This is a genomic window from Gelatiniphilus marinus, assembly GCF_042684345.1.
In the GTDB taxonomy this organism is placed as follows: Bacteria; Bacteroidota; Bacteroidia; order Flavobacteriales; family Flavobacteriaceae; genus Gelatiniphilus; species Gelatiniphilus marinus.
This window is the reverse complement of the sequence record NZ_JBHULK010000001.1, coordinates 1109698-1131425: the sequence shown is the minus strand read 5'-3', so window position 1 is coordinate 1131425 and position 21728 is coordinate 1109698. Positions and strand designations below refer to the sequence as shown.

The 21728-nt window shown below is 34.5% G+C and carries 18 protein-coding genes and 1 CRISPR repeat array; of the genes, 6 read left to right on the top strand and 12 right to left on the bottom strand.

The features are described 5' to 3' along the window. Nucleotides 1–164: 164 nt before the first annotated feature. The 3 genes from ACFSQS_RS04755 to ACFSQS_RS04745 form a co-directional block, all read right to left on the bottom strand. Complete coding sequence (locus ACFSQS_RS04755; RefSeq protein ID WP_388014885.1) at nt 165–464, bottom strand: type II toxin-antitoxin system RelE/ParE family toxin; 300 nt, start codon at nt 462–464, stop codon at nt 165–167. Beyond that, entirely contained in the window at nt 457–705 is a 249-nt protein-coding gene (locus ACFSQS_RS04750) for a type II toxin-antitoxin system ParD family antitoxin (RefSeq protein ID WP_019036946.1), read from the bottom strand. Before ACFSQS_RS04750 ends, ACFSQS_RS04755 begins: the two co-directional genes overlap by 8 nt. A gap of 199 nt (nt 706–904) precedes the next feature. Then, nucleotides 905–2326 (bottom strand): L-serine ammonia-lyase, encoded by a 1422-nt coding sequence (locus ACFSQS_RS04745; RefSeq protein WP_388014881.1) that lies wholly within the window; start codon nt 2324–2326, stop codon nt 905–907. Between the two features lie 473 nt (nt 2327–2799). Here ACFSQS_RS04745 and dnaK point away from each other — a divergent pair, with 473 nt between their 5' ends. From dnaK to ACFSQS_RS04730, 3 genes are all read left to right on the top strand, one after another. Next, a complete protein-coding gene (gene dnaK / locus ACFSQS_RS04740) occupies nt 2800–4713 on the top strand; it encodes a molecular chaperone DnaK (protein WP_388014878.1) in 1914 nt (637 codons plus the stop codon). 240 nt (nt 4714–4953) lie between these two features. Beyond that, the gene (locus ACFSQS_RS04735) at nt 4954–6183 is read left to right on the top strand and encodes a class I SAM-dependent rRNA methyltransferase (RefSeq protein WP_388014875.1); all 1230 of its coding nucleotides are present in this window, start codon (nt 4954–4956) and stop codon (nt 6181–6183) included. A gap of 60 nt (nt 6184–6243) precedes the next feature. Continuing rightward, on the top strand, nt 6244–7191 hold the full coding sequence (locus tag ACFSQS_RS04730; RefSeq protein WP_388014872.1) for an NAD(P)H-dependent flavin oxidoreductase: 948 nt from the start codon (nt 6244–6246) through the stop codon (nt 7189–7191). On the opposite strand, the gene ACFSQS_RS04725 is transcribed toward ACFSQS_RS04730, so the two are convergent. The 3 genes from ACFSQS_RS04725 to ACFSQS_RS04715 all read right to left on the bottom strand — a co-directional run bounded on the left by ACFSQS_RS04725 (nt 7184) and on the right by ACFSQS_RS04715 (nt 9592). After that, nucleotides 7184–7540 carry a hypothetical protein gene (locus ACFSQS_RS04725; protein ID WP_388014869.1) on the bottom strand — a complete coding sequence of 119 codons (357 nt, stop codon included), beginning with the start codon at nt 7538–7540 and terminating at the stop codon, nt 7184–7186. The genes ACFSQS_RS04730 and ACFSQS_RS04725 overlap by 8 nt on opposite strands. Before the next feature lie 169 nt (nt 7541–7709). Continuing rightward, a complete protein-coding gene (locus ACFSQS_RS04720; protein WP_388014866.1) occupies nt 7710–8627 on the bottom strand; it encodes a mechanosensitive ion channel family protein in 918 nt (305 codons plus the stop codon). Nucleotides 8628–8731: 104 nt separating this feature from the next. Next, complete coding sequence (locus tag ACFSQS_RS04715) at nt 8732–9592, bottom strand: AraC family transcriptional regulator (protein WP_388014863.1); 861 nt, start codon at nt 9590–9592, stop codon at nt 8732–8734. A 436-nt stretch (nt 9593–10028) separates the two neighbouring features. On the opposite strand from ACFSQS_RS04715, the gene cas9 reads away from it, so the two are divergent. Continuing rightward, nucleotides 10029–13430: a type II CRISPR RNA-guided endonuclease Cas9 gene (gene cas9, locus ACFSQS_RS04710; RefSeq protein ID WP_388014860.1), complete on the top strand. Its 3402-nt coding sequence runs from the start codon at nt 10029–10031 to the stop codon at nt 13428–13430. A 382-nt stretch (nt 13431–13812) separates the two neighbouring features. Further along, nucleotides 13813–14142, top strand: coding sequence for a GIY-YIG nuclease family protein (locus ACFSQS_RS04705; RefSeq protein ID WP_388014857.1), 330 nt, complete (start codon nt 13813–13815; stop codon nt 14140–14142). A gap of 205 nt (nt 14143–14347) precedes the next feature. After that, nucleotides 14348–16028: a CRISPR direct-repeat array (repeat unit 36 nt; unit sequence GTTGTGGTTTGATTAAAGATTAGAAAACACGATATT). Between the two features lie 123 nt (nt 16029–16151). On the opposite strand, the gene cas2 is transcribed toward ACFSQS_RS04705, so the two are convergent. The 4 genes from cas2 to ACFSQS_RS04685 form a co-directional block, all read right to left on the bottom strand. Further along, nucleotides 16152–16481, bottom strand: a complete 330-nt coding sequence (gene cas2 / locus ACFSQS_RS04700; protein WP_388014854.1) for a CRISPR-associated endonuclease Cas2 — start codon at nt 16479–16481, stop codon at nt 16152–16154. Beyond that, nucleotides 16472–17356 carry a type II CRISPR-associated endonuclease Cas1 gene (cas1, locus tag ACFSQS_RS04695; RefSeq protein ID WP_388014851.1) on the bottom strand — a complete coding sequence of 295 codons (885 nt, stop codon included), beginning with the start codon at nt 17354–17356 and terminating at the stop codon, nt 16472–16474. Before cas1 ends, cas2 begins: the two co-directional genes overlap by 10 nt. 204 nt (nt 17357–17560) lie before the next feature. Next, on the bottom strand, nt 17561–18253 hold the full coding sequence (locus ACFSQS_RS04690; protein WP_388014848.1) for a DUF4328 domain-containing protein: 693 nt from the start codon (nt 18251–18253) through the stop codon (nt 17561–17563). 110 nt (nt 18254–18363) lie between these two features. Beyond that, nucleotides 18364–18810, bottom strand: coding sequence for a hypothetical protein (locus ACFSQS_RS04685; RefSeq protein ID WP_388014845.1), 447 nt, complete (start codon nt 18808–18810; stop codon nt 18364–18366). Between the two features lie 72 nt (nt 18811–18882). Between ACFSQS_RS04685 and ACFSQS_RS04680 the strand changes: the two genes are divergently transcribed. Beyond that, entirely contained in the window at nt 18883–19326 is a 444-nt protein-coding gene (locus tag ACFSQS_RS04680; RefSeq protein WP_388015118.1) for an Lrp/AsnC family transcriptional regulator, read from the top strand. A gap of 20 nt (nt 19327–19346) precedes the next feature. On the opposite strand, the gene ACFSQS_RS04675 is transcribed toward ACFSQS_RS04680, so the two are convergent. Together ACFSQS_RS04675 and ACFSQS_RS04670 are read right to left on the bottom strand one after the other, a co-directional pair. Next, entirely contained in the window at nt 19347–19772 is a 426-nt protein-coding gene (locus tag ACFSQS_RS04675; RefSeq protein ID WP_388014842.1) for a hypothetical protein, read from the bottom strand. A gap of 520 nt (nt 19773–20292) precedes the next feature. Further along, nucleotides 20293–21504, bottom strand: a complete 1212-nt coding sequence (locus ACFSQS_RS04670) for an MDR family MFS transporter (protein ID WP_388014839.1) — start codon at nt 21502–21504, stop codon at nt 20293–20295. Between the last annotated feature and the right edge of the window lie 224 nt (nt 21505–21728).

Here is a 21728-nt window from a genome sequence, read left to right as displayed (position 1 = left end):
GTAATTACTCTTTTTAGAAGGTTCGTTTAACGGTTGGGCTATGAGTAGTTGCGTGGTTTAGCACTTAACTTTGCAAGTACACACCAAGTTGGAAATTCCGCAGGAATTTCCAAAGTAGGCGAGAACAAGCAATTACTTATAGCCATTGTTGGGTGTAGTTTTTATTATTCGATTATTCTTTTTTTCAAGTCCATTCGCTCGTGTAAAATTCTGACTACTTCAATTCTTTCATCCGAAATAGCTTTGTAAAATATGATATGTTTTCCAGACTTTAATCCTAGTAAATTATTACTAATTCCATCATATTCTTTTCCAACCTCTGGATTTTGTCCAATTCCGTTACAAGTCAACTTTATTGTCGTATAATATTTGTCCGCTTGATTTGCTGACCACTTTTCGAAAGTGTAATCCCAAATGTCATTCAGGTCATCAATGGCTTTTTGTCTTAAAATTACTTTAGCCATTCTTTCTTTTTTCCGCTTTTAGTCTTTTTAGGTTTTCGTCAAAGTCAAAATCTTCTACTAAAGGACTATTCAGACCTTCTTGTATAGCATTTCGCAATGCAATTACTTTACTTTCTTCATTTTCTAAAAGTCGAAGTCCAGCTCTGATTACTTCACTCACATTTTTGTATCGTCCAGCAGAAACTTGAGTTTGTACAAACTGGTCAAAATAATTTCCGAGCGATATTGATGTATTTTTCATTCCGTTTTAATTTTATTCAAATATACCAAATTTTGGTAAAAAATCAAATTTCAGGATTTCGCTCAAATTACACACAACAATTGAATTTGAATATCGATTGTTATAAATTATCGATATTCAATCGTTAAACGAAGTTATCTTTTTTTTCTCGCAAAGTCAAGTTTGGGTAATACAATTTCAAATAAACTTAAATTGTAAATTAACAATCTGTTAAATGCACACCAACAGCCAAACCGCCTTCGCTGGTTTCCTTGTATTTGGTGTTCATGTCTTTAGCGGTTTCCCACATGGTGTTTACCACTTTGTCTAAAGGTACTTTTACGTTTTTAGGGTCGGTGTCCAATGCTAATTCGGCAGCATTAATGGCTTTAATAGCCCCCATGGCATTACGCTCTATACAGGGTATTTGTACGAGTCCGCCAATGGGGTCGCAGGTTAAGCCAAGGTGGTGTTCCATAGCAATTTCGGCGGCTACTAAAACTTGTTCTGGCGTGCCACCAAGCAGTTCGGTTAATGCGCCAGCTGCCATGGCCGACGATACGCCAATTTCAGCCTGACAACCACCCATGGCGGCACTAATGGTGGCGCCTTTTTTAAAGATGCTTCCTATTTCGCCTGCCACTAGTAAAAAGCGTTTAATGTCCTCAAAATCGCCATCGTGGTTTTCTATAACCAAATAATACATTAAAACCGATGGGATAACACCCGCACTCCCATTGGTTGGTGCGGTAACTACACGACCTAAAGAGGCGTTAACTTCGTTAACCGCTAAGGCGAAGCAACTTACCCATTTAATAATTTGCCTAAATTTTACCTCGGTATCTCTTATGGAGTAAATCCACTCTACCGGCGTATTATAAGGCTTTTCTCCTTTTATATTTTGGTGCATATCGTAAGCGCGTCGCCTTACGTTTAAGCCACCGGGGAGATGCCCTTCGGTATGGCAGCCAATGTACATGCATTCTAGCATGGTGTTCCAAATACGCTTTAGTTTGCTATCGATTTCTTTTTCTTCGCGGATGGATTTTTCATTTTCTAAAACCACTTGCGAAACCGGTAAATTTAAGTCTTTGCAAAACTTTAAAAGCTCTGTGCCTTTGTTTATAGGATATGGGAAAGTGCATTTAATTTCAAAATTTCGTTTATGGTTTGTGCGTTCTTCTTTTACAACAAATCCGCCACCAATAGAGTAGAAGGTAGATTTTGATTTTTGCCCGTTAATAATTGCTGTAAAAATGATACCGTTAGAATGAAATGGTAAAAATTTTCTGTTGAAAACAATATCGGTTTCTGGGTTAAATACCAAGGTTTTTTCGGCATTAAAGTGTAGCGTTTTTGTGCTTTTTATGGCAGCAATTGTTTTATCAATAGTATTGGTAGGTATTGTTTCTGGGTCGGCACCGCTTAACCCAAGCATAACGGCATAATCTGTGGCATGACCTTTTCCTGTTAACGATAGGGAGCCATAAAGATCGACAGTAATGGCCTCGACTTTATCGAACTTGTTTGCGGTTTTAAGTTCTTTAATCCAGCGTTGGGCGGCACGCCATGGCCCAAGGGTGTGCGAGCTTGATGGGCCAATGCCTATTTTTAGCATATCGAAAACCGAGATACTTTCCATAATTACGCAATCGTTTAAGTTAAGCAAATATAGAGAGATTGTTTTTGATTTATAATTTTTTTGATACGGATTTCACCGATTTTAACGGAAGATTTACGCTTTTCGAATTTTACACGCAAAGACCCTAAGACGCAAAGTTTTGGTATAAAAAGAAACCAAGCGGTTTATTACTGTTGCTGCGAGCTGGTGCGCAAGGGATTGCAGCGGAAGCGTTTGGCGAGGCGCGCATCGAGCCAAAACTATTAGCGGAAAGCCCGACCTGACACCCTGAGCGCAGTCGAAGGGCAAAGGTTGCGCCCAAATAATATTTGCGATTTTAGATTGATGATTAACGATTGTTGAGCTCTACTTTAAACCGCTTACTGCCGACTGAGAACTGAAAATATGACACTGTGTCATGCTTTTTGGGTTGGCACAAAGATTGACTTATACAAACCGAATATAAAAACGAACATTCACACAAATAAAATATTATGAGTAAAATTATTGGAATCGATTTAGGAACAACCAACTCTTGCGTTTCTGTTATGGAAGGTAACGATCCCGTTGTTATCCCAAACGCAGAAGGTAAACGTACTACACCATCGGTAATCGCTTTTGTTGAAGGCGGCGAGATTAAAGTTGGTGATCCTGCGAAAAGACAAGCAGTAACCAACCCTACAAAAACGGTTTATTCTATTAAGCGTTTTATGGGCAATAAATATTCTGAGTCTAAAAAAGAAGCAGAACGCGTACCTTACAAAGTGGTTAAAGGTGATAACGATACGCCACGAGTTGATATTGATGGCAGATTATATACGCCACAAGAATTATCGGCAATGATTCTTCAAAAAATGAAGAAAACCGCCGAAGATTATTTGGGAACAACAGTAAGCGAAGCGGTAATTACCGTACCTGCTTATTTTAACGATGCGCAACGCCAAGCCACTAAAGAAGCTGGTGAGATTGCCGGTTTAAAAGTGCGTCGTATTATTAACGAACCAACCGCAGCTGCACTAGCTTACGGTATGGACAAAAAAGGTACAGACCAAAAAATTGCTGTATTTGATTTTGGTGGTGGTACACACGATGTATCTATATTGGAATTGGGCGATGGCGTTTTTGAAGTATTATCTACTGAAGGCGATACGCATTTAGGTGGTGATGATGTTGACGATAAAGTAATTAATTGGTTGGCAGACGAGTTTAAGGCTGAAGAGTCTTTGGATTTAAGAGAAGACCCCATGTCTTTACAACGTTTAAAAGAAGCTGCCGAAAAAGCTAAAATCGAGTTGTCTTCTGCAGAGCAAACAGAAATTAACTTACCTTACATAACAGCAACTGCAAGTGGGCCAAAGCACTTAGTGCGCACATTAACACGCTCTAAATTCGAGCAATTAATCGACGATTTGGTAAAACGTACTATCGAGCCTTGCCAATCGGCATTAAAAGCTGCCGGTTTAAGTAAAAACGATATAGATCAAGTTATTTTGGTTGGTGGATCTACACGTATCCCTGCCGTACAAAAAGCGGTAGAATCTTTCTTTGGTAAAGCACCAAGTAAAGGCGTAAACCCAGACGAGGTGGTATCTTTAGGTGCCGGAATTCAAGGTGGTGTTTTAACTGGCGATGTTAAAGATGTATTGCTTTTAGACGTAACACCTTTATCGCTTGGTATTGAAACTATGGGTAATGTAATGACAAAGCTAATTGAAGCCAACACTACAATACCTACCAAAAAATCTCAGGTATTCTCAACGGCTGCCGATAATCAGCCATCAGTAGAAATTCATGTATTACAAGGAGAGCGCGCTATGGCAGCCGATAATAAAACCATTGGACGTTTCCATTTAGATGGTATCCCTCCGGCAAGACGTGGTACCCCGCAAATTGAAGTAACTTTTGATATTGATGCCAATGGTATCATAAAAGTATCTGCGGAAGATAAAGCTACGGGTAAAAAACAAGATATTAGAATTGAAGCATCTTCAGGATTAACAGAAGAAGAAATTGAAAAAATGAAAGCAGATGCAGAAGCTAATGCTGAAGCAGATAAAGCGGCAGTTGAAAATGCTCAAAAATTGAATGAAGCAGATTCTTTGATTTTCCAAACAGAAAAATTATTAGAAGAGTCTGGAGATAAATTGTCTGCAGATAATAAATCTAAAATTGAAGACGCTTTAGCAGAGTTAAAAAAGCAATTTGAAACTAAAGATTTAGCTTTAATTCAACCTGCTTTAGATAATTTAAACGAGATTTGGAAATCAGCTAGCGAAGAAATTTATAAAGCTCAAGCTGAACAGCAACAAGCTGGCGGTAGCGCACAACCTGGACCAGATGCTTCGGGACAAAACGGACAAGCCGAAGGTAGCGATGTTGAGGATGTTGACTTTGAAGAAGTAAAGTAAGTAGAGAACCACTTTTTGCTTGAGCAAAAAGAGAGTGAATCGCTTATTCCGAACTTGTTTCGCAGTCTGTGAAGCTAAAAGCAAAAAACGCAATCAGAAATGGTTGCGTTTTTTTTGTTTAATATCACACAAAACGTTGAATTTTTGGTTCGTCCCGATAGCTATCGGGACGCATCAAGTTAAAGTGAGCAGATTAAATCGTTTCTTTGTAAATCCAATTTTTTATAAATTATACATTTAATGTCTTTTTCTCAAAACATAAAATCCAATTACATTCCCAAACGCTTAGCAGTAAAACTTAATGCAAAAGGCGAGCAGTTTGTTGTAAAAGGGCATCCGTGGGTTTTTTCAAATAATATTGTAAAAATAAGCGATAATGCCAAAACAGGAGATTTGGCTATCATTTTTGGAAAAAACAAAAATCGGGTTATTGGTTTGGGCTTGTTTGATGCGAATTCGCCCATCCGAATTAAAATGCTTCATAGCAGTTTAGAAAAAGCAGAAATCAATGCTAATTTCTTTCAGCATAAAATAGAAAAAGCTTTTAAATTAAGGGCATCGTTATTACAAACAAATACCAATAGTTATCGTTTACTATTTGGTGAAAACGATGGGTTTCCGGGGTTAATAGCCGATGTTTATGCTACCGTGTTGGTGGTTAAGGTTTACTCTGAAATTTGGCTGCCTTATTTAGAAACTATTTTTCCTAGTTTACAGCAAACCTCAAAAGCAGAAACCGTTGTGCTTAGATTAAGCAGAGGTTTAGAGCAATCTAAAAACCATCAATTTAAAAATGGCGAAGTTGTTTATGGTGTTTTAGATAATGAAGTTGTTAAGTTTGTTGAGCACGGTGTTAATTTTTCAGCCAATGTTATTAAAGGTCATAAAACGGGTTATTTTTTAGACCATCGTGCCAATAGAAAACAAGTGGGCGCGTGGAGTAAAGGCAAAACGGTTTTAGATGTGTTTAGTTATGCCGGAGGGTTTTCGGTTCATGCTTTGGCAAATGGCGCAAAAGAGGTTACAAGTTTAGATATTAGCAAGCAGGCCATGGAAATTGCCCTTGAAAATGGAAAACTGAATACCTATGCCGGAACACATAAAACCATTGCTGGCGATGCATTTGACGAACTTAAAAAACTCATTAAAAACAAAGTTACATTTAATGTGGTTGTAATAGACCCACCAAGTTTTGCCAAACAAGCTTCAGAAGTTGTACTTGCCAAAAAAAAATATGCACAATTAGCAGAATTGGGTGAAAAACTTACGGCCAAAAACGGTTTGTTGGTATTGGCATCCTGTTCTTCAAGAGTTAATTTTCAGGCTTTTTTTGATGTGAATAGCCAACAATTAGCTTTAACAGGCAGACGCTTTAAAACCCTATTAAAAACGCAGCATGACATCGATCATCCCATAGGGTTTCCCGAGGGTGCTTATCTTAAAACCGTTTATTATCGTTTTTTTAATTAGATTTATCTTCATTTGTTATGCGTGCATAATATTTGTTATATTTGTTCAAATCAAAAAAAAATGGAGACCAAACTCACACACCTCTTAAATATTACATACCCCATAATTCAGGCTCCCATGTTTTTGGTATCGAACGTGGCTATGGTAACCGAGGCGATGAAAGGCGGTATTGCAGGTTGTATTCCTGCTCTAAATTATAGAACACTTGATGAATTACGGGCTGCAATAAAAGAATTGCATGCCAATAAAGTAGAAGGTGGCTCGTTTGGATTTAATTTAATTGTAAACAAATCCAATATTAAGTATAAAGACCAATTACGCGTGCTTTGTGAAGAAGGTTGCGATTTTATAATTACCTCGTTAGGAAGTCCCGAAGAAACTATTATACAGGCTCATAAAGTTGGTATAAAAGTATTTTGCGATGTGGTAGATTTAAAATTTGCGAAAAAAGTTGAAGATTTAGGTGCAGATGCTATTATTGCAGTTAATAATAAAGCCGGAGGCCACAGAGGCGGCATGTTGCCCGAAGTGTTAATTAAACATTTAGTTAAAAATTGTAATATACCAATAATATCTGCGGGTGGCGTTGGTTGTAAAGCAGATATTGATAAAATGCTTAGCTATGGAGCAGAGGGTGTATCGGTTGGTAGCCCGTTTATAGCATCGGTAGAGGCCAATGTAACAGAAGAATACAAACAGGCTTGTGTAGAATACGGGGCAGACGATATTGTGGTTACCGAGCGTATTTCGGGTACACCATGCACGGTAATAAACACACCTTATGTACAGAAAATTGGTACTAAAGCAACCTGGATAGAACGATTGCTTAACAAAAACAGAAAACTTAAAAAATGGGTAAAAATGATTCGTTTCTCCATTGGAATGAATGCTACCAAAAAAGCCGCTACCAAAGCCACTTACAAAACCGTTTGGGTAGCAGGCCCTAGTATAGAGCATACCACGGCAATTTTGCCAACAAAAGCCATTATAAACCGCTTGGTTAATTAACCAAGGCTATTTTAGCCTGTCTTTTATTTTTGTTTTTTCCAACAAACAAGCTAAGTGTTGCACTTACAGTTAAACCACCTAATGCCGTTGCAGCAACATCGCCAGTATCAAAAGTATTAAATTCTTTTTGGCTATCTATAACTTCTTTTGCAATTCCGGCAAGCGTTGCTGCTCCAAAACTATACCAAAATGCTTTTTTCTTATTTTTAGTAGTAGTATATACAATAGTATAAGTTGCTCCAGAAATTAGAGCACCTGCAGCAAGGTGAAGTTCGCCATCGTTAGAAATAAATTGCGCGCTGCAAAAACTTGTAAATGATAGGGCTAAAATAATAATTAATGCTTTCATATTGGTTTGGTTTTTAGTTATTTATGTGTAATTGTAATTAATATTTACAAAAGCATTAATAAATATTTGTTGAAATACCTTTTTATTTGATTACCGACTGTTATAGGAATTGAATTCTTATTTTTTTAAATTCAACAAGGGTAATGGCTAGTGTAGATTACAAACTAAATCAACGCAAAGTTCCTTCTGGAAATTTAACTTTATCCGGTGCTTCGTTAAGCAGGGGTAAAGCGTACCGCAATATGCGATTTCGTCGCCCACTAATATCTTTTGGTTCCACCGGATAAGCGACTACGGCTTCCATCCAAGCAAATGTATTTATCCTAAAATAAACCATGGGCTTCCATTGGTTTTGGTTTGTTAATTTGGGGTAGTATTCTTGAAAATCTTTTATCGAAGCCTCCAACAAACAGGTTTCTACAAACTTAAGGTCGCTGGTATAGGCAACCTGAATTGGGGTCTCGTTCCAAATAAAGGGCATTTCCGGCCCCGAATAATTAATGATTTCCTCTTTTAATATTAAGCTATTGGGAAACCGAATTACTCTACCGCTAGACCTGTCGTTGCCCAAATAGTCTCCACTACATTCTAAAATAGAAGTATCCAAATAGCTTATCTCGACAACATCGCCTCTAAAACCTTTTATCTGAATGCGGTCGCCCACTAAATAAGACCGTCTAAAAATTAAATACACCCAAGCTATAAAAGATACTATGGGAGCTTGCAATGCAAAACCTAGAATTAAGGAAATTAAACCAAAACTAACCGCTGCAGCATAAAGGTTTTGAAATAAAAACGAAGCCGCAACAATAAGGCTTAATGTAATGGATAAAAACCGTATAATGCGCAACAGGTTGTACTTGTCGCCTTCATTATGGTTTTGCTTTTTAACGATTCTAGAAATAATATTGCTAGAAAGAAAGATTAAGGAAATTAAAAATAAACTTATGCTTAATTTTTTTATTAAGGGTATATACTCGTTCCAAGGGTCTAAAACATTTAGTTCCAACAGATAATATATAATTAATAACAGTACCGCTATGGCCGAATAAATTACAATCCAACGTTTACTTTTTTGGTTTTGCATAATGTTTCAATTCTGTTTTGCCCTATAAAAATAAGACATCTTAATAGATAAATGGCATAATTTTAAGCAGAGAATTACAGGGCATAAACATGGCAATTCTATTTCTACTTAACGGGTATGTAAAATTCTGTTTTAAGTTTCTCTTCTGCAACCCTATCCGGATGGCTTATGTAGCGTTCTCTAACGGGTTCGTCTCGCAGTTGGTAGTTGGTGCTTAACAGCCATTCGTTAAAAATATAATTATAAACATTGGCAAAATAGCTATACGATCCTTGGTATAAAAACACGGCAAACTTACCGCCTTTTAAGGTTTTTACGCCAATATCGCCAACGGGTTTAGCATCTTTATGTATAATTAAACAGGCGTCGTAGCGTATTTTGTTTTCGTTGGTTACTTTAGGGTCGTCGTGCGGCAAACCAAAATGCTGTATCCCTTTGGTAAAAAGCTTTTGGGCTTTTACTTGCTCCCAAAGTTTTTTCCATGCACCTGAGTAATCTAGCGTTTGGTAGGCACCTTGCATGCGCAAATACAGGCATTTTTTATCTTCTATATCTTGAATTTTTGGTTTTTTAATGTTTAACTTGGCATTCATAATGTTTATTTTTTTTATGGATATGGATTTGTTTTTTCGATACGCTGAAGGCGACATTCCAAAGTGAATTTTAAAAGCTTTCGATAAAGACGAGGGCGTTTCAAAACCAACGCTGTAAGCAATAGTTTCGATATCTGTTGATGAATACCGAATCATTTTTGCTGCCGTTTCAAGTCGTGTTCTGGAAATGTAAGCCCCTATGGGCTCGCCTAAAAGCGCTCTACTAATGCGATGAAAATGATAGGGCGAAAAACACGAGATTTCAGCAAGGGTTTTAATGTCTATTTTACTGTCTAAATGCAAGTTTATGTATTCTATAATCACATTCAGTTTTTCCTTGTAAAACGTTTTATTAGTATGTTTTCCTTTCATCGTGTTGTATTAATACCACAAATATATACGCTAACTAATATAAAAACTTTTCCAATCTTGCTGTATTGTTTCAAATTACGGTACTGTAATCAAAAAAACACAATTTGGGAAAAAGCACCGGATAGTTTTATACACAAGGTGTTAATTTTGAAAATAACAGATATTGTGTCAATCCTAATCATTATATAACAAAAACCGAATTAGAATACTTGTGAAATTTGTAATGCAATTATTCAAGGAAAGCCAATAAAAAAAGTCCCACCGAAGCAGGACTAAAGATTTTCATCTACGGCATATAGCCTTATTGTGATAAGATTAAAGATTAGAAATTTTAATCTGAAACAAATATAGTAAAAAAACTTAAATAATAGTAAGTTTTTTATCATAAAAAATACAGGGTTTTTATATCTTTAAAGCGTATTAAATTTTTATTTTTATGAGTGGAATTTTAGGATTAGATTTAGGGACGAACTCTATTGGTTGGGCGCTGATAGACGATAATAAAAACAATATTTTAACTATAGGAAGCAGGATATTCCCCGAGGGTGTTGTTAATTTAGGTGAGGGAGAAGGACGGGAAGCTTCAAAAAACGCAAGTAGAACAGACGATAGGGGTGCAAGGCGACAATTTTTCAGACGTCGGTTGCGCAAACGTTATTTGCTTCGAGAACTTGCCAAACATAATATGTGCCCTATTGATTACAAAGCAGTAAAAATTTGGAATCAAAAAGAAATTTTCAATAATGAAAAACTTCAACAATGGCTAAAATTAAATCCTTACGAGTTAAGAGCCAAAGCACTAAAAACGCAAGTTAGTTTAGAGGAGTTAGGGCGTATTTTTTATCACATGATTCAACGGCGAGGTTTTCAAAGCAATAGCAGAAGTGCTGGCGCAGAAAACAATGAGAAAAGTGTCATTTTTAAAGGCGATGCGAAAGCAGGAAAAATAGGAATTGCCGAAACTGCAGAAAGCATAAAGGAAAGTAAAACACTGGGTGCATATCTAAATGAAATTTATCCGAAACAAAACAAACCTTTTTCGGGTAAACAAGAACGAATTAGAAATCGTTACACCACACGACAAATGTATATTGATGAGTTTGAAACAATTTGGGAAACACAAACTAAATATCATCCAGAACTTACAAACAACCTGAAAACAATATTTGGTGGCCGAAAAAAAGACGATTATCCAGAAGATGGTGTATTATTCCATCAGCGACCTCTGCGCTCTCAAAAACATTTAGTGGGTAATTGTACTTTTGAGCCTAAAAAAAACAAATGCCAAATTAGCGCTATCCACAATGAAGAAAGACGTATTTACGAATGGTTAAATACTCTAAAATGCGATTTAGCAGGCGAGAAAGTAGCGATTACAGCTTCGGATAGAGAAAATATTATAAAACTCCTGTTTTCAAAAGAGAAGGTTAAATTTAAAGAAATAAGAAAAGCTATAAATAAATTGGATGGCAATTATCAGTTTAATTATAAAGATGATGATCCTGTTTATGGTAGCCACACGATTAGTAACCTATCTAACAAAAAATTTTTTGGTGAACAATGGTTTAGCTTTTCAGAAAAAGAACAAGAAGATATTTGGCATGTGCTTTATAGCTTTGACGACAGAGATAAACTTAAGCAATATGCTATTAATAATTGGAACTTTGATGAAACAAGAGCAGAGAAAATATCAAAATTTAATCTAAAAGAAGGATATGCTAATTTAAGCAGAAAAGCCATAAACAACCTACTGCCATTTTTAAAACTCGGGTTTACTTACGATGTTGCTGTTGGTTTAGGTGGTGTTAAAAATGCTTTAGGAATAGATTGGGAGTTGCACGAGCAGTTTTTACTAGACAATGTACCCGAAATAGTACGCTCAAATATTAAAGGCGGTTACATAGAGCCTTTAAAAGAGATGTTAAAAAAGGAATGTAATTTAAATGATAAAGCATTATCAAAATTATACCACCATAGCAGTAATATTGAAAGCACACAACTATTAAACAGTCTTCCAGTTGGTCCGGAAGCCGATAAAGAAATACAGCGCATAAAAAATCCTGTAGTAATTACGGCACTTTTTGAAATAAGAAAATTAGTAAACGAAATTATTAAAGATTACGGAAAGCCAGATGAAATTAAAGTAGAGCTTGCGCGCGATTTAAAAATTTCAAAATCTAAACGAAACGAAATTAGAAGAGAGCAAAAACGTTTAGAGCAACAAAACGATAGGGTAAAAGCAGAGTTAGATTATATTGGGCAACGACCAACACACCTTAACATTCTAAAATACAAACTTTGGGAAGAGTGTAACAGAACATGCCCTTATACAGGGAAACCTATTGAAGTAAACCAATTATTTTCGGGCGAAGTTCAAATTGAACACATCTACCCATGGAGCCGATCGCTTAACGATAGTTTTATGAATAAAACACTTTGTTTTGCCGATGAAAATAGAGCAAAAGGCGATTTAACACCTTATGAGTTTTACAGCAAGCAAGGCGAAGAAGCTTGGCAAAATAAAAAATTACAGGCTTTAAGCTGTTTTAAAAACAAACCTAACTATCCAAAAGCTTATCAAAAATTTAAACAATTTGTCAAGCAAAAACATGACGGCGATTTTATTAGCAGACAATTAAACGATACGCGTTACATAAGTAAAGAAGCTAAAAATTATTTAGCTAAAATATGCGATAAAGTTACCGTGGCACCAGGACAAATGACATCCAATTTGCGTCACCATTGGGGGCTTAATACCATTTTAAATAAGGACGATGACCAAAAAACAAGAGAAGACCATCGCCACCATGCTATTGATGCGCTAGTTATGGCATGCGCTACCAGAAGTCATTTACAAGAATTAAGCAAATGGAACAGATACGACAGAAGCTACGAATTAAACAATTTCCCCAAACCATGGGAAACGTTTAGAGAAGATGCCGAACGCGCCGTAGATAATATTTTAGTTTCCCACAAAAAAACAAAATCAATACTTACCGTCAGGACGCATAAAACAAAAAGAAACGGTCAAATTTATAAAAATATAGGTGTAGCCGCCCGCGGACAGTTGCATAAAGAAACCGTATTTGGTAAACGAAAATCACCTAATAAAGAAGAAGCCTATCATGTAAGAAAACCAATAGACAGCTTAACAACTGAAAAGCAATTAGAAAAAGTAGTAGATGAAACAATTAAGCAATTAATTTTTAAGCGTATCCATGTATTAGGTGGCTTTGTAAAAGGTAAAATACCAACTGAAACATTTTTTGTTGTAGATGAAACAGGAATTAAAAAACCACAGATATTTTTACCAAATAAAAATGGAAATCCAGTCCCAGTTTTAAAAGTTCGGATGCGAGAAAACATTGGAGGTGCCGAGCAGTTAAAAGACGATTCAAACCAGTGGGTAAACCCAAGAAACAACCATCATGTATTAATTTATAAAGATGAAAAAGGCAACTTACAAGAGGATGTGGTTACTTTTTGGACGGTGGTAGAGCGTAAACGAAAAGGCTTTCCTGTCTATCAATTACCAGCAGACGGGATAGAAATTGTAACCACCATGCAAATTAACGATATGTTTTTATTAGGGCTTAATGAGGATGAAATTGACTGGGAAAAACCAAACAATAATCTTTTGAAAGCACATTTATATCGTGTGCAAAAACTATCTTCTAAATTTTATGAATTTCGATTAAATACTGAAGCATCTATACAAAATAACTTCCAACCTTACTATGTCAGAATACAAGGTTTTGGAGCAGGTAAAACAGGATGGTTTACGTTTAACCCCATAAAAGTTAAAATTAGCGTTTCAGGTAAAATTGAAAAGTTGTAGTTTATTATTCCAAAGCATAAGAAAACCCAGTACCATTTGTCATTCCGAAGCACAAGGAATTTCTCGCTAATTGTCATTCCGAAGCATGAGGAATCACATAAATCAGTAAAGCAAAGAAAAAACGAAAACAAAAAAAAACCAGTACCAAGTGTTATTGCAAAGTATAAGAAAACCCAGCATCAGTTGTCATTCCGAAGTATGAGGAATCACATACCAAGTATCATTCCAAAGCATGAAAAACCCGGTATCATTTGTCATTCCTAAGCATGAGGAATCCCATAAAACTATAAGAACAATGTTGCCAATGAAAAGTAGATAAAACCAAGACACACAGTTACCAAGTATCATTCCAAAGCATGAAAAACCCATAAACCACTAAACTATGTTAGATTTTAATGAAAATGAAGGTTATCACAGCTATTATGTTTACATAATAACAAACCCTTATCGTTCTACATATTATATTGGTATAAGCAATAACCTGGGCAAGCGTTTGCTTCAACATAAAGAAAACATAGAAAAAGGTAGAAAAACTTATGCAGCAAAGTATAATTTAAAGCATTTAGTGTATTATGAAAAATTTAGCTGGGTGCAAAATGCTATAGCCAGAGAAAAGGAATTAAAAGGTTGGAGACGCGAAAAGAAGTTAAACTTAATTCGAGCGTTTAATGAAAATTTCGAGTTTTTGGAAAACCGTTTTATAAAAAGCTAACTATTGTCATTTCGAATAAAGTAAGAAATCGCATAAAGAGAATTAATCAAGTATTAATAGAAATCACATAAAAAGAATAAAAGAAGTATTATGAGATTCCTCATGCTTCGGAATGACAAAACAAGTTCTTTGACATACCTTTTTGTATTAATCATCCAAACCACAACGAAAAATTGACCTTTTCAATTTTTTGCAACGATTTTTCGTTGTGGTTTGATTAAAGATTAGAAAACACGATATTACTCTTTTAACTCCCCTGGTTGAAAATCAAGTTGTGGTTTGATTAAAGATTAGAAAACACGATATTACCAAACAATTCATATCCGTTAGAGTTCATGTTGTGGTTTGATTAAAGATTAGAAAACACGATATTTAGCTGTAACCATCTTTACATCTACAATTGGTTGTGGTTTGATTAAAGATTAGAAAACACGATATTACTAGCGCATCGCGTTTTATTTGTAGATTTGTTGTGGTTTGATTAAAGATTAGAAAACACGATATTGAAAGTTACGATTTAGACAAATCAACTTTAGTTGTGGTTTGATTAAAGATTAGAAAACACGATATTAGGAACGTAGCAATATTGTGTACAACGTTAGTTGTGGTTTGATTAAAGATTAGAAAACACGATATTTAATATTGATGCTAGCGGTTTAGCCTGTAGTTGTGGTTTGATTAAAGATTAGAAAACACGATATTAGTAATTTAAAAGAAAAAACAAAAGGAGAGGTTGTGGTTTGATTAAAGATTAGAAAACACGATATTTTTGTTGTTGTCCCAGAATTTCATGTTATAGTTGTGGTTTGATTAAAGATTAGAAAACACGATATTTTATTACAATAACTATAACAACACTTATATGTTGTGGTTTGATTAAAGATTAGAAAACACGATATTGGAACAGTTTAATTTATGGCTTGGAATTTGTTGTGGTTTGATTAAAGATTAGAAAACACGATATTACGAGCAAGTTAACCCTAGCTCTATTTTTGTTGTGGTTTGATTAAAGATTAGAAAACACGATATTAGAAAGAAATGAAGGTGTGTTAAGTGCATAGTTGTGGTTTGATTAAAGATTAGAAAACACGATATTAAACTAAAAAAATAAAAATTATGCAAACATGTTGTGGTTTGATTAAAGATTAGAAAACACGATATTCAGTAAAGAAAAGCAAGTTAATTTGGCTAGTTGTGGTTTGATTAAAGATTAGAAAACACGATATTATATAGAAAGAGAAGATAGTAATAACAATGTTGTGGTTTGATTAAAGATTAGAAAACACGATATTGGAGACAATACCATTAATTGGGAGCGTAGAGTTGTGGTTTGATTAAAGATTAGAAAACACGATATTAATCCGCAATAGCTGCTTATGCATCCCAATGTTGTGGTTTGATTAAAGATTAGAAAACACGATATTCCAATAGCTATTAAACCTAAAAGAAAAAGTGTTGTGGTTTGATTAAAGATTAGAAAACACGATATTGCTCCTGTATAGCAAAGTACTTTTTTAAATGTTGTGGTTTGATTAAAGATTAGAAAACACGATATTTATTATAATATTGAATTAGACCCAAAGCACGTTGTGGTTTGATTAAAGATTAGAAAACACGATATTTCACAAATAATGTATTAGCATCATAAACACGTTGTGGTTTGATTAAAGATTAGAAAACACGATATTCTGATTTAAAACATAAGGAATATAAACCTAGTTGTGGTTTGATTAAAGATTAGAAAACACGATATTAATTGGAACGTTACACAAAAGGTCCTGGAGGTTGTGGTTTGATTAAAGATTAGAAAACACGATATTCTTTCGCTTTAATACTATTTTACTTGATATGTTGTGGTTTGATTAAAGATTAGAAAACACGATATTAGTTGGTATGTTACCTTCTAATAATCAATAAGCTAGAGTGAAATATCGTATAAAAAAACGCTTCTTTTTTGCAGTGATAAGGCAAGATTGAAGCGTTTTTTTTGTTTTAAGATTTTTTTTAAATTAAAATAACTCAAGTTGTGTGGGTGGTGGTTCTTTGGGTACTTCTGCACGTCCCCAAAAATTCATAATGTTTCCAAATTGTTTGTCGGTTATTCTTAATATGCTCACTTTGCCCAAAGGCGGTAATAAGCGTTTTATGCGTTTTTCGTGCGCATCGGCACTTTCGCTACTGGCGCAGTGGCGCATATATACAGAGTATTGCATCATGTTAAAACCATCTTTAAGCAAGTTTTTTCTAAAGCCTGCTGCGTTTTTACGGTCTTTTGCCGTATCGGTTGGTAAATCAAAAAAAACAAATAACCACATAATTCTATAGCCGTTTAATTCCATAATTTTGGGTACTTTATTTTTTTTATTTCGCCTGTAAAACATTGCTGTAGCGAGCTGGCTGTTTTTTGTAAAGCCACCATTAAAGGACTTTTTTCGTCTTTAAAATAAACGGTGCGTGTTAGTATTTGTAATAAAACAGATTTTATTTCGGTGTTAAGTTCCTGCGCGTCGTAATGTTCCATTAAGGTGTAAACGGCTTCGTCAACAAGTGGTCTAAAAGGTTCCATAATATCGTCTGCAAGCGCAAAGGCATTGTATTTGCTTTTGTGGTGTATGCCCAAGGTGTTTAGCAGTCCACTGCCAGAAAGTGCTCTAGCGGTAGCTGCCCTTAAAATGGCATAACCGTAGTTTAAAAAGTTGTTGGGGTATTGGCCAAAACGTTCGCGTTTAAAATCTTCTTTAAAAAAAGATTTCCAATAAAAGTTGGCGGCAACACCTTCCATATTGCTGGTATCGCCACTTAATACTTTAGATGCCAAATAATCAAATTTGTTTTTATTTCGAGTAATTTTTTCTAGCAGTAAACCTTGATTTGTAATTTTTTCAATTACGGTTTGCTGCCATAATTGCTTTTTTAAAGGTGTGCTGGCGTTTATTTGGTGCTTAAACAGTGCTTGTTGAATGTGGTGGCTGTTTAGGTTTAAAAACAGGCCGTTTGGCAAATGCGATTTACTGCAAATTACAACAGCACAATTGTTTTCTATAAGTAAGTTTAACGTGGTAATGCTTATGTAAACTTCGGGATTGTCTATTATTACAAATCCAATATCTTCAATAGGTATAGTAGATTCCCTATAATCGTTTTTTATTACCAATTGCAGGTTTTTGGTGGTTATACTGCTTTTGTTTTCAACTAAAATAGATTTTTTTAACATACTTTTGCTTTTAGCAAAGTAAGATAAATATCACTGTTAATATATAAAAATATTAGCTTAGGAATCTTATTTTTTTTAATTATTTGGGTAAAATTCTTATGTTTTTTTAATAGCTGTCTTTAATTTTTTAAAAAAGTAATGTTGACAAACCAAAAAATCTCCGGTTTATCAAACATAAACAGGTAAGTAAGCGTTGCAAAAGGTTTATTGGGTTCCAATTTGATCGATTAGCGATACAGATCTATCTGTTTTTTTAAGGGATAATTCAAGTTTAGAAATTTTTTGAATAACAATTACAGCTAAAGCAATCGATAAAATATCTACCAAATCAGACACCATGTAAAAATTATTTGCATCTATAAACTCATCAATCGTTGTTGCGCGGTTCATGGCTTTCGAGGCGAAATTGCCAACCACACCATTTACTATATACAGTATCCACCACAAAACTATAAAACTTGTGTTTTGATCTAAAACCAATGTAGAATCGTATGCTTTTATGGCTTTTTGCGTTTTTAAATATATTTCCTTCATTGTTTTTACGGGGCGCACCCAGTTTACAAACGGAATAAAGTAGCCCCAAACGGCAGCGTTTTCAGTATAATCCATACCAATATCCAAACGGATTAAATTCGCGTAAGCTCTTCTAAACCATTTTATAAACAAAACAATTAGGCTTATTATGCATATAAATTTAAATATTGCCAAAAACATGGTGGCATAATCTAGGTTGGTAATATACTCATCTGAATATTCACCGTACTCATAAGCTTTTAAAACCGAGTTTTGATAATAGCTTAAACCTATCGAGAGCAAATCTGTACCTGCCAAAATTGCAAATAGAATTAATGTATGCTTGCTTCTTAAAAAGTTGTCTTTTACCAATAGGTTTTCCATAATTTACTTTTTGTAAATATAAGATTATTCTTAAAATGTAAAAGAAAAATTTTACAAAAAACAGTAAACTGTCTCCTAAAAAAAGCGTAAAAGGGTATTGGTTAAATAGCTTATAGAGTAAGCAACCAAGTACGTTGCAATTTTTTAAACTTTTTTAATTCTTTACGTAAAATGGGTAAAAAATCTTTGCCGTTGCTGTTAGAATGCTCTAAACGATACGAGTTTTTGTATAACATGTTTGTAATGCGTTTAAGCGATGCGATGTGTTTGTGTCTTCTTTCTGTATAACGCTCTAATTCTGCATTAACGATTTCAGGAACCAAAGATACCGATTGCTGTACTATATCGCCTGAAAAATAAATGTTAACATCCTCGGACCCATCGTCTTTTAAAACAGATAAATCCTGATTTAAGTAAGCGGAAATGTTCTGAGATAAGACAAAAATATCTAAAGCTTTTTTATAAATCGGTAATTCCGATAGGTTTTGTGGGGTATTAGGTAACATGATTATTTTTTCTAAAGCAATTTCATCAAAATTACTCACAAGAATCCACATTGGTCTTTAGGTTTTAAAGTAAATTTGTATTTTTGATTTAAATATTAATGTTTTACTGTTTAATTTCTTTAAATAAATATGGACAACCTGAATAAGAAGATTTTAAAGTGCTTACAACAAAACGCAAGGCAATCTAATGCAGAGATTGGAAGGCAGGTTGGCATTAGCTCACCGGCCGTTTCAGAGCGTATAAAAAAAATGGAAGATTTGGGGGTTATTGAAGATTATAAAACCTTGGTTTCGCCATTCGAGCTGGGATACCAATTTAAAGCCATTATTACTTTGCGGGCTTTTATGGGAAAGCTAAAACCGTTTTTGGAAAAAGTAAAAACCTACCACGAAGTTATAAATTGCTATCGTATTACGGGCGATGAGAATATAGTTATGGAAGTGGTTTTAAAAGACCAAAAACACCTCGAGGAATTTATAGACCAATTGATAATTTACGGCGAAAGCAAAACGCAGATTGTTTTGTCTCGGGTGGTAAAACAAAAAGAGGTTAAGCCTATTGATTAGTTATTGTTCTTCAAAATCATCTAAATTAAAAGGTATGTATCATCTGGGTCTTTTTCGTCGTAATTTATACCCAGAGGATTAAAAAGCCCCTCCCATCTATCAGTAATATAATACTTACGGTTAAAAGTTTTTACCCATTCTGCAAATAAAATTCTAAACGCATCCACTTCAATTCTTAGTAAGTCTAAATATTCAATATCTTTAAAACCGTGCATTTGTATAGCTTTAGCATCGGTAATAAGTTCTCTTGCGGCTTTTCTAATAATAGTAGCGTTTTCCATTTTAATATCGTAAAACATATCTTGGTCTGCGGCCCCAGCAATTTTTGAGGGTATAATTATTGCGTTTTCTCTTAGGTATTGTAAATTATTCTTTCTTATTTTTGATTCAATTTCATTTTCAAATTCAATAACAGATTTTTCAACACATTCTAAAATGTAATCCACCAATTTTGTATTTCCATAGCTTTTTTAAAAACTGGTAATTTTTTCCATTTTTCAATCATACTCATAACTATTGTTTTTTGCCTTAATGAGAATTAAAATTCACAAAAAGTATCGTAATTAAAATAGATATTGTTCTCTTCATAATTTATTGTAGGCGCCAAGGCGGATTTTTCTTGTTTTTACCAGCTTTATAAAAATGATGTGATTGCCATCTAAATCGTTTAAATGGGCTTCTCGCCACAACCACATTTTATCTTCGGGTTCACTTGTAAATATAATGCCTTTTGCTTTTAGATGTTTTGTTAATTCATCAAGAATGTCATCTTCAAAATAAACAGTAATGCCTTTGCCTCTGGTAATTTTTTTACTTTATGAAATGAAAACGTTGAATTTCTGTCTGGGCATTCAAACCTTACATAATTTGGTGTTGCATCTACAATAAGATGCAGCCCCAAGATTTTATAAAACGCTGTTGCTTTTTCAACATTTAACGACGGAATGGTTATTTGGTTTAAATGGATTATAAATTGTTTTTTACTCTATTATTCAACCATATTGAAAGTAATGTTGCCAAGGTTGCGAACGCGCCTGTAATTAACCAATTTATCTGATAGCCATAATGTTCTACAATACTTAATCCTATTTTAGAACTGAATATGTGTGCCAAAGAAAACGACATGGCGTACAAGGCCATATAGCTGCCCTCGAAACCAGCTTTTGCCCGTTTTAAGGCAAAGGTGTTGGTGTAAGGGAACCCTAACATTTCGGCAAAAGTTATAATAACCATGCTTACTATTAAAATACCTATCCAGAAATTGTTGTAAAGTACATAAAAACTCAGCCCGAATAAAATACAAGATACCATAATAAATTGGGTGTGCTTTATGTTTTTTTTCTCAAGAAAATGTATGAATGGCATTTCTAAAACAACAATAATGGCCACATTTATAAACATTATTAGCCCAATGTTAAATTCGTTTAAACCGAATTGTTCTTCGTAGTAAATGGGCATGGTAACTAATAACTGAAAAAACGTCATGCCCATTAAAAAACAAATGGCAATAAATATCCAATACGATGTATCTTGGTAAATTACATTTTTGGCTTTAATAACTTTAGATTCTATTTCTGTGCTACGTTTTTGTTTTACTTCTTTTACTAAAATATAAAATGCAACAATAGCGGTTATGCAAGTTATACCATCAATCCAAAACAGCATATTATAGCCTTTTGTAACAATTATTAAGCCGGCTAATGTTGGGCCAACACCCATTCCTAAATTAATGGCCAAACGAATTAAAGCTAAAGATCTGGTTTGGTTTTCTGGCTTGCTATACGTTTTTAACGATACAAATAAAGCAGGACGAAACGTATCTGCAACTATCATTATAAATAAAATGGCAAAACACAAACCCCAAAACGATGTTATGTACTGTAAACCTATAAAGCCTATTCCGGTTACAAACAGGCTTAAAACCATAACTTTATAAAAGCCAATTTTGTCTGTTAACCAACCGCCTAACCACGAGCCTATAAGCGAACCAATACCAAAGAAAACCAAAATCCAACCAGCATCATCTTTACTAAAATCGAGGTTTTTGGTTAGGTATAACGACAAAAACGGAATAACCATTGTGCCCGCCCTGTTAATTAAAGATATTAAAGCGAGGTACCAAATGTTTTTCGATAAACCTTTAAAAGATTCTAGGTAATTGTTAAATAGTGTTTTCATTGTATTGGTTGGTTTTTTTATTTCCGCTAAAGCGGAAATCTCATTTTCATCATATTTTTTAAATTGATGGTTTTACTAAAAACAAAAAGTCCGACTGCGAAGTCGGACTTTTAAAAATAGTGTAATGTTTTATAATCATATCACCACAATAAATAATAAGCCCAACATCTTGCCTTTAAACAAGAGGTGCTTTGCTTTCTATAAATGGCGGTGTTACGCATCAT

Bases quoted from the DNA above. Each gene is read 5' to 3' on its own strand.
- ACFSQS_RS04755 (WP_388014885.1), bottom strand. From the start codon at position 464: ATGGCTAAAGTAATTTTAAGACAAAAAGCCATTGATGACCTGAATGAC.
- ACFSQS_RS04750 (WP_019036946.1), bottom strand. From the start codon at position 705: ATGAAAAATACATCAATATCGCTCGGAAATTATTTTGACCAGTTTGTA.
- ACFSQS_RS04745 (WP_388014881.1), bottom strand. From the start codon at position 2,326: ATGGAAAGTATCTCGGTTTTCGATATGCTAAAAATAGGCATTGGCCCA.
- dnaK (WP_388014878.1), top strand. From the start codon at position 2,800: ATGAGTAAAATTATTGGAATCGATTTAGGAACAACCAACTCTTGCGTT.
- ACFSQS_RS04735 (WP_388014875.1), top strand. From the start codon at position 4,954: ATGTCTTTTTCTCAAAACATAAAATCCAATTACATTCCCAAACGCTTA.
- ACFSQS_RS04730 (WP_388014872.1), top strand. From the start codon at position 6,244: ATGGAGACCAAACTCACACACCTCTTAAATATTACATACCCCATAATT.
- ACFSQS_RS04725 (WP_388014869.1), bottom strand. From the start codon at position 7,540: ATGAAAGCATTAATTATTATTTTAGCCCTATCATTTACAAGTTTTTGC.
- ACFSQS_RS04720 (WP_388014866.1), bottom strand. From the start codon at position 8,627: ATGCAAAACCAAAAAAGTAAACGTTGGATTGTAATTTATTCGGCCATA.
- ACFSQS_RS04715 (WP_388014863.1), bottom strand. From the start codon at position 9,592: ATGAAAGGAAAACATACTAATAAAACGTTTTACAAGGAAAAACTGAAT.
- cas9 (WP_388014860.1), top strand. From the start codon at position 10,029: ATGAGTGGAATTTTAGGATTAGATTTAGGGACGAACTCTATTGGTTGG.
- ACFSQS_RS04705 (WP_388014857.1), top strand. From the start codon at position 13,813: ATGTTAGATTTTAATGAAAATGAAGGTTATCACAGCTATTATGTTTAC.
- cas2 (WP_388014854.1), bottom strand. From the start codon at position 16,481: ATGGAATTAAACGGCTATAGAATTATGTGGTTATTTGTTTTTTTTGAT.
- cas1 (WP_388014851.1), bottom strand. From the start codon at position 17,356: ATGTTAAAAAAATCTATTTTAGTTGAAAACAAAAGCAGTATAACCACC.
- ACFSQS_RS04690 (WP_388014848.1), bottom strand. From the start codon at position 18,253: ATGGAAAACCTATTGGTAAAAGACAACTTTTTAAGAAGCAAGCATACA.
- ACFSQS_RS04685 (WP_388014845.1), bottom strand. From the start codon at position 18,810: ATGTGGATTCTTGTGAGTAATTTTGATGAAATTGCTTTAGAAAAAATA.
- ACFSQS_RS04670 (WP_388014839.1), bottom strand. From the start codon at position 21,504: ATGAAAACACTATTTAACAATTACCTAGAATCTTTTAAAGGTTTATCG.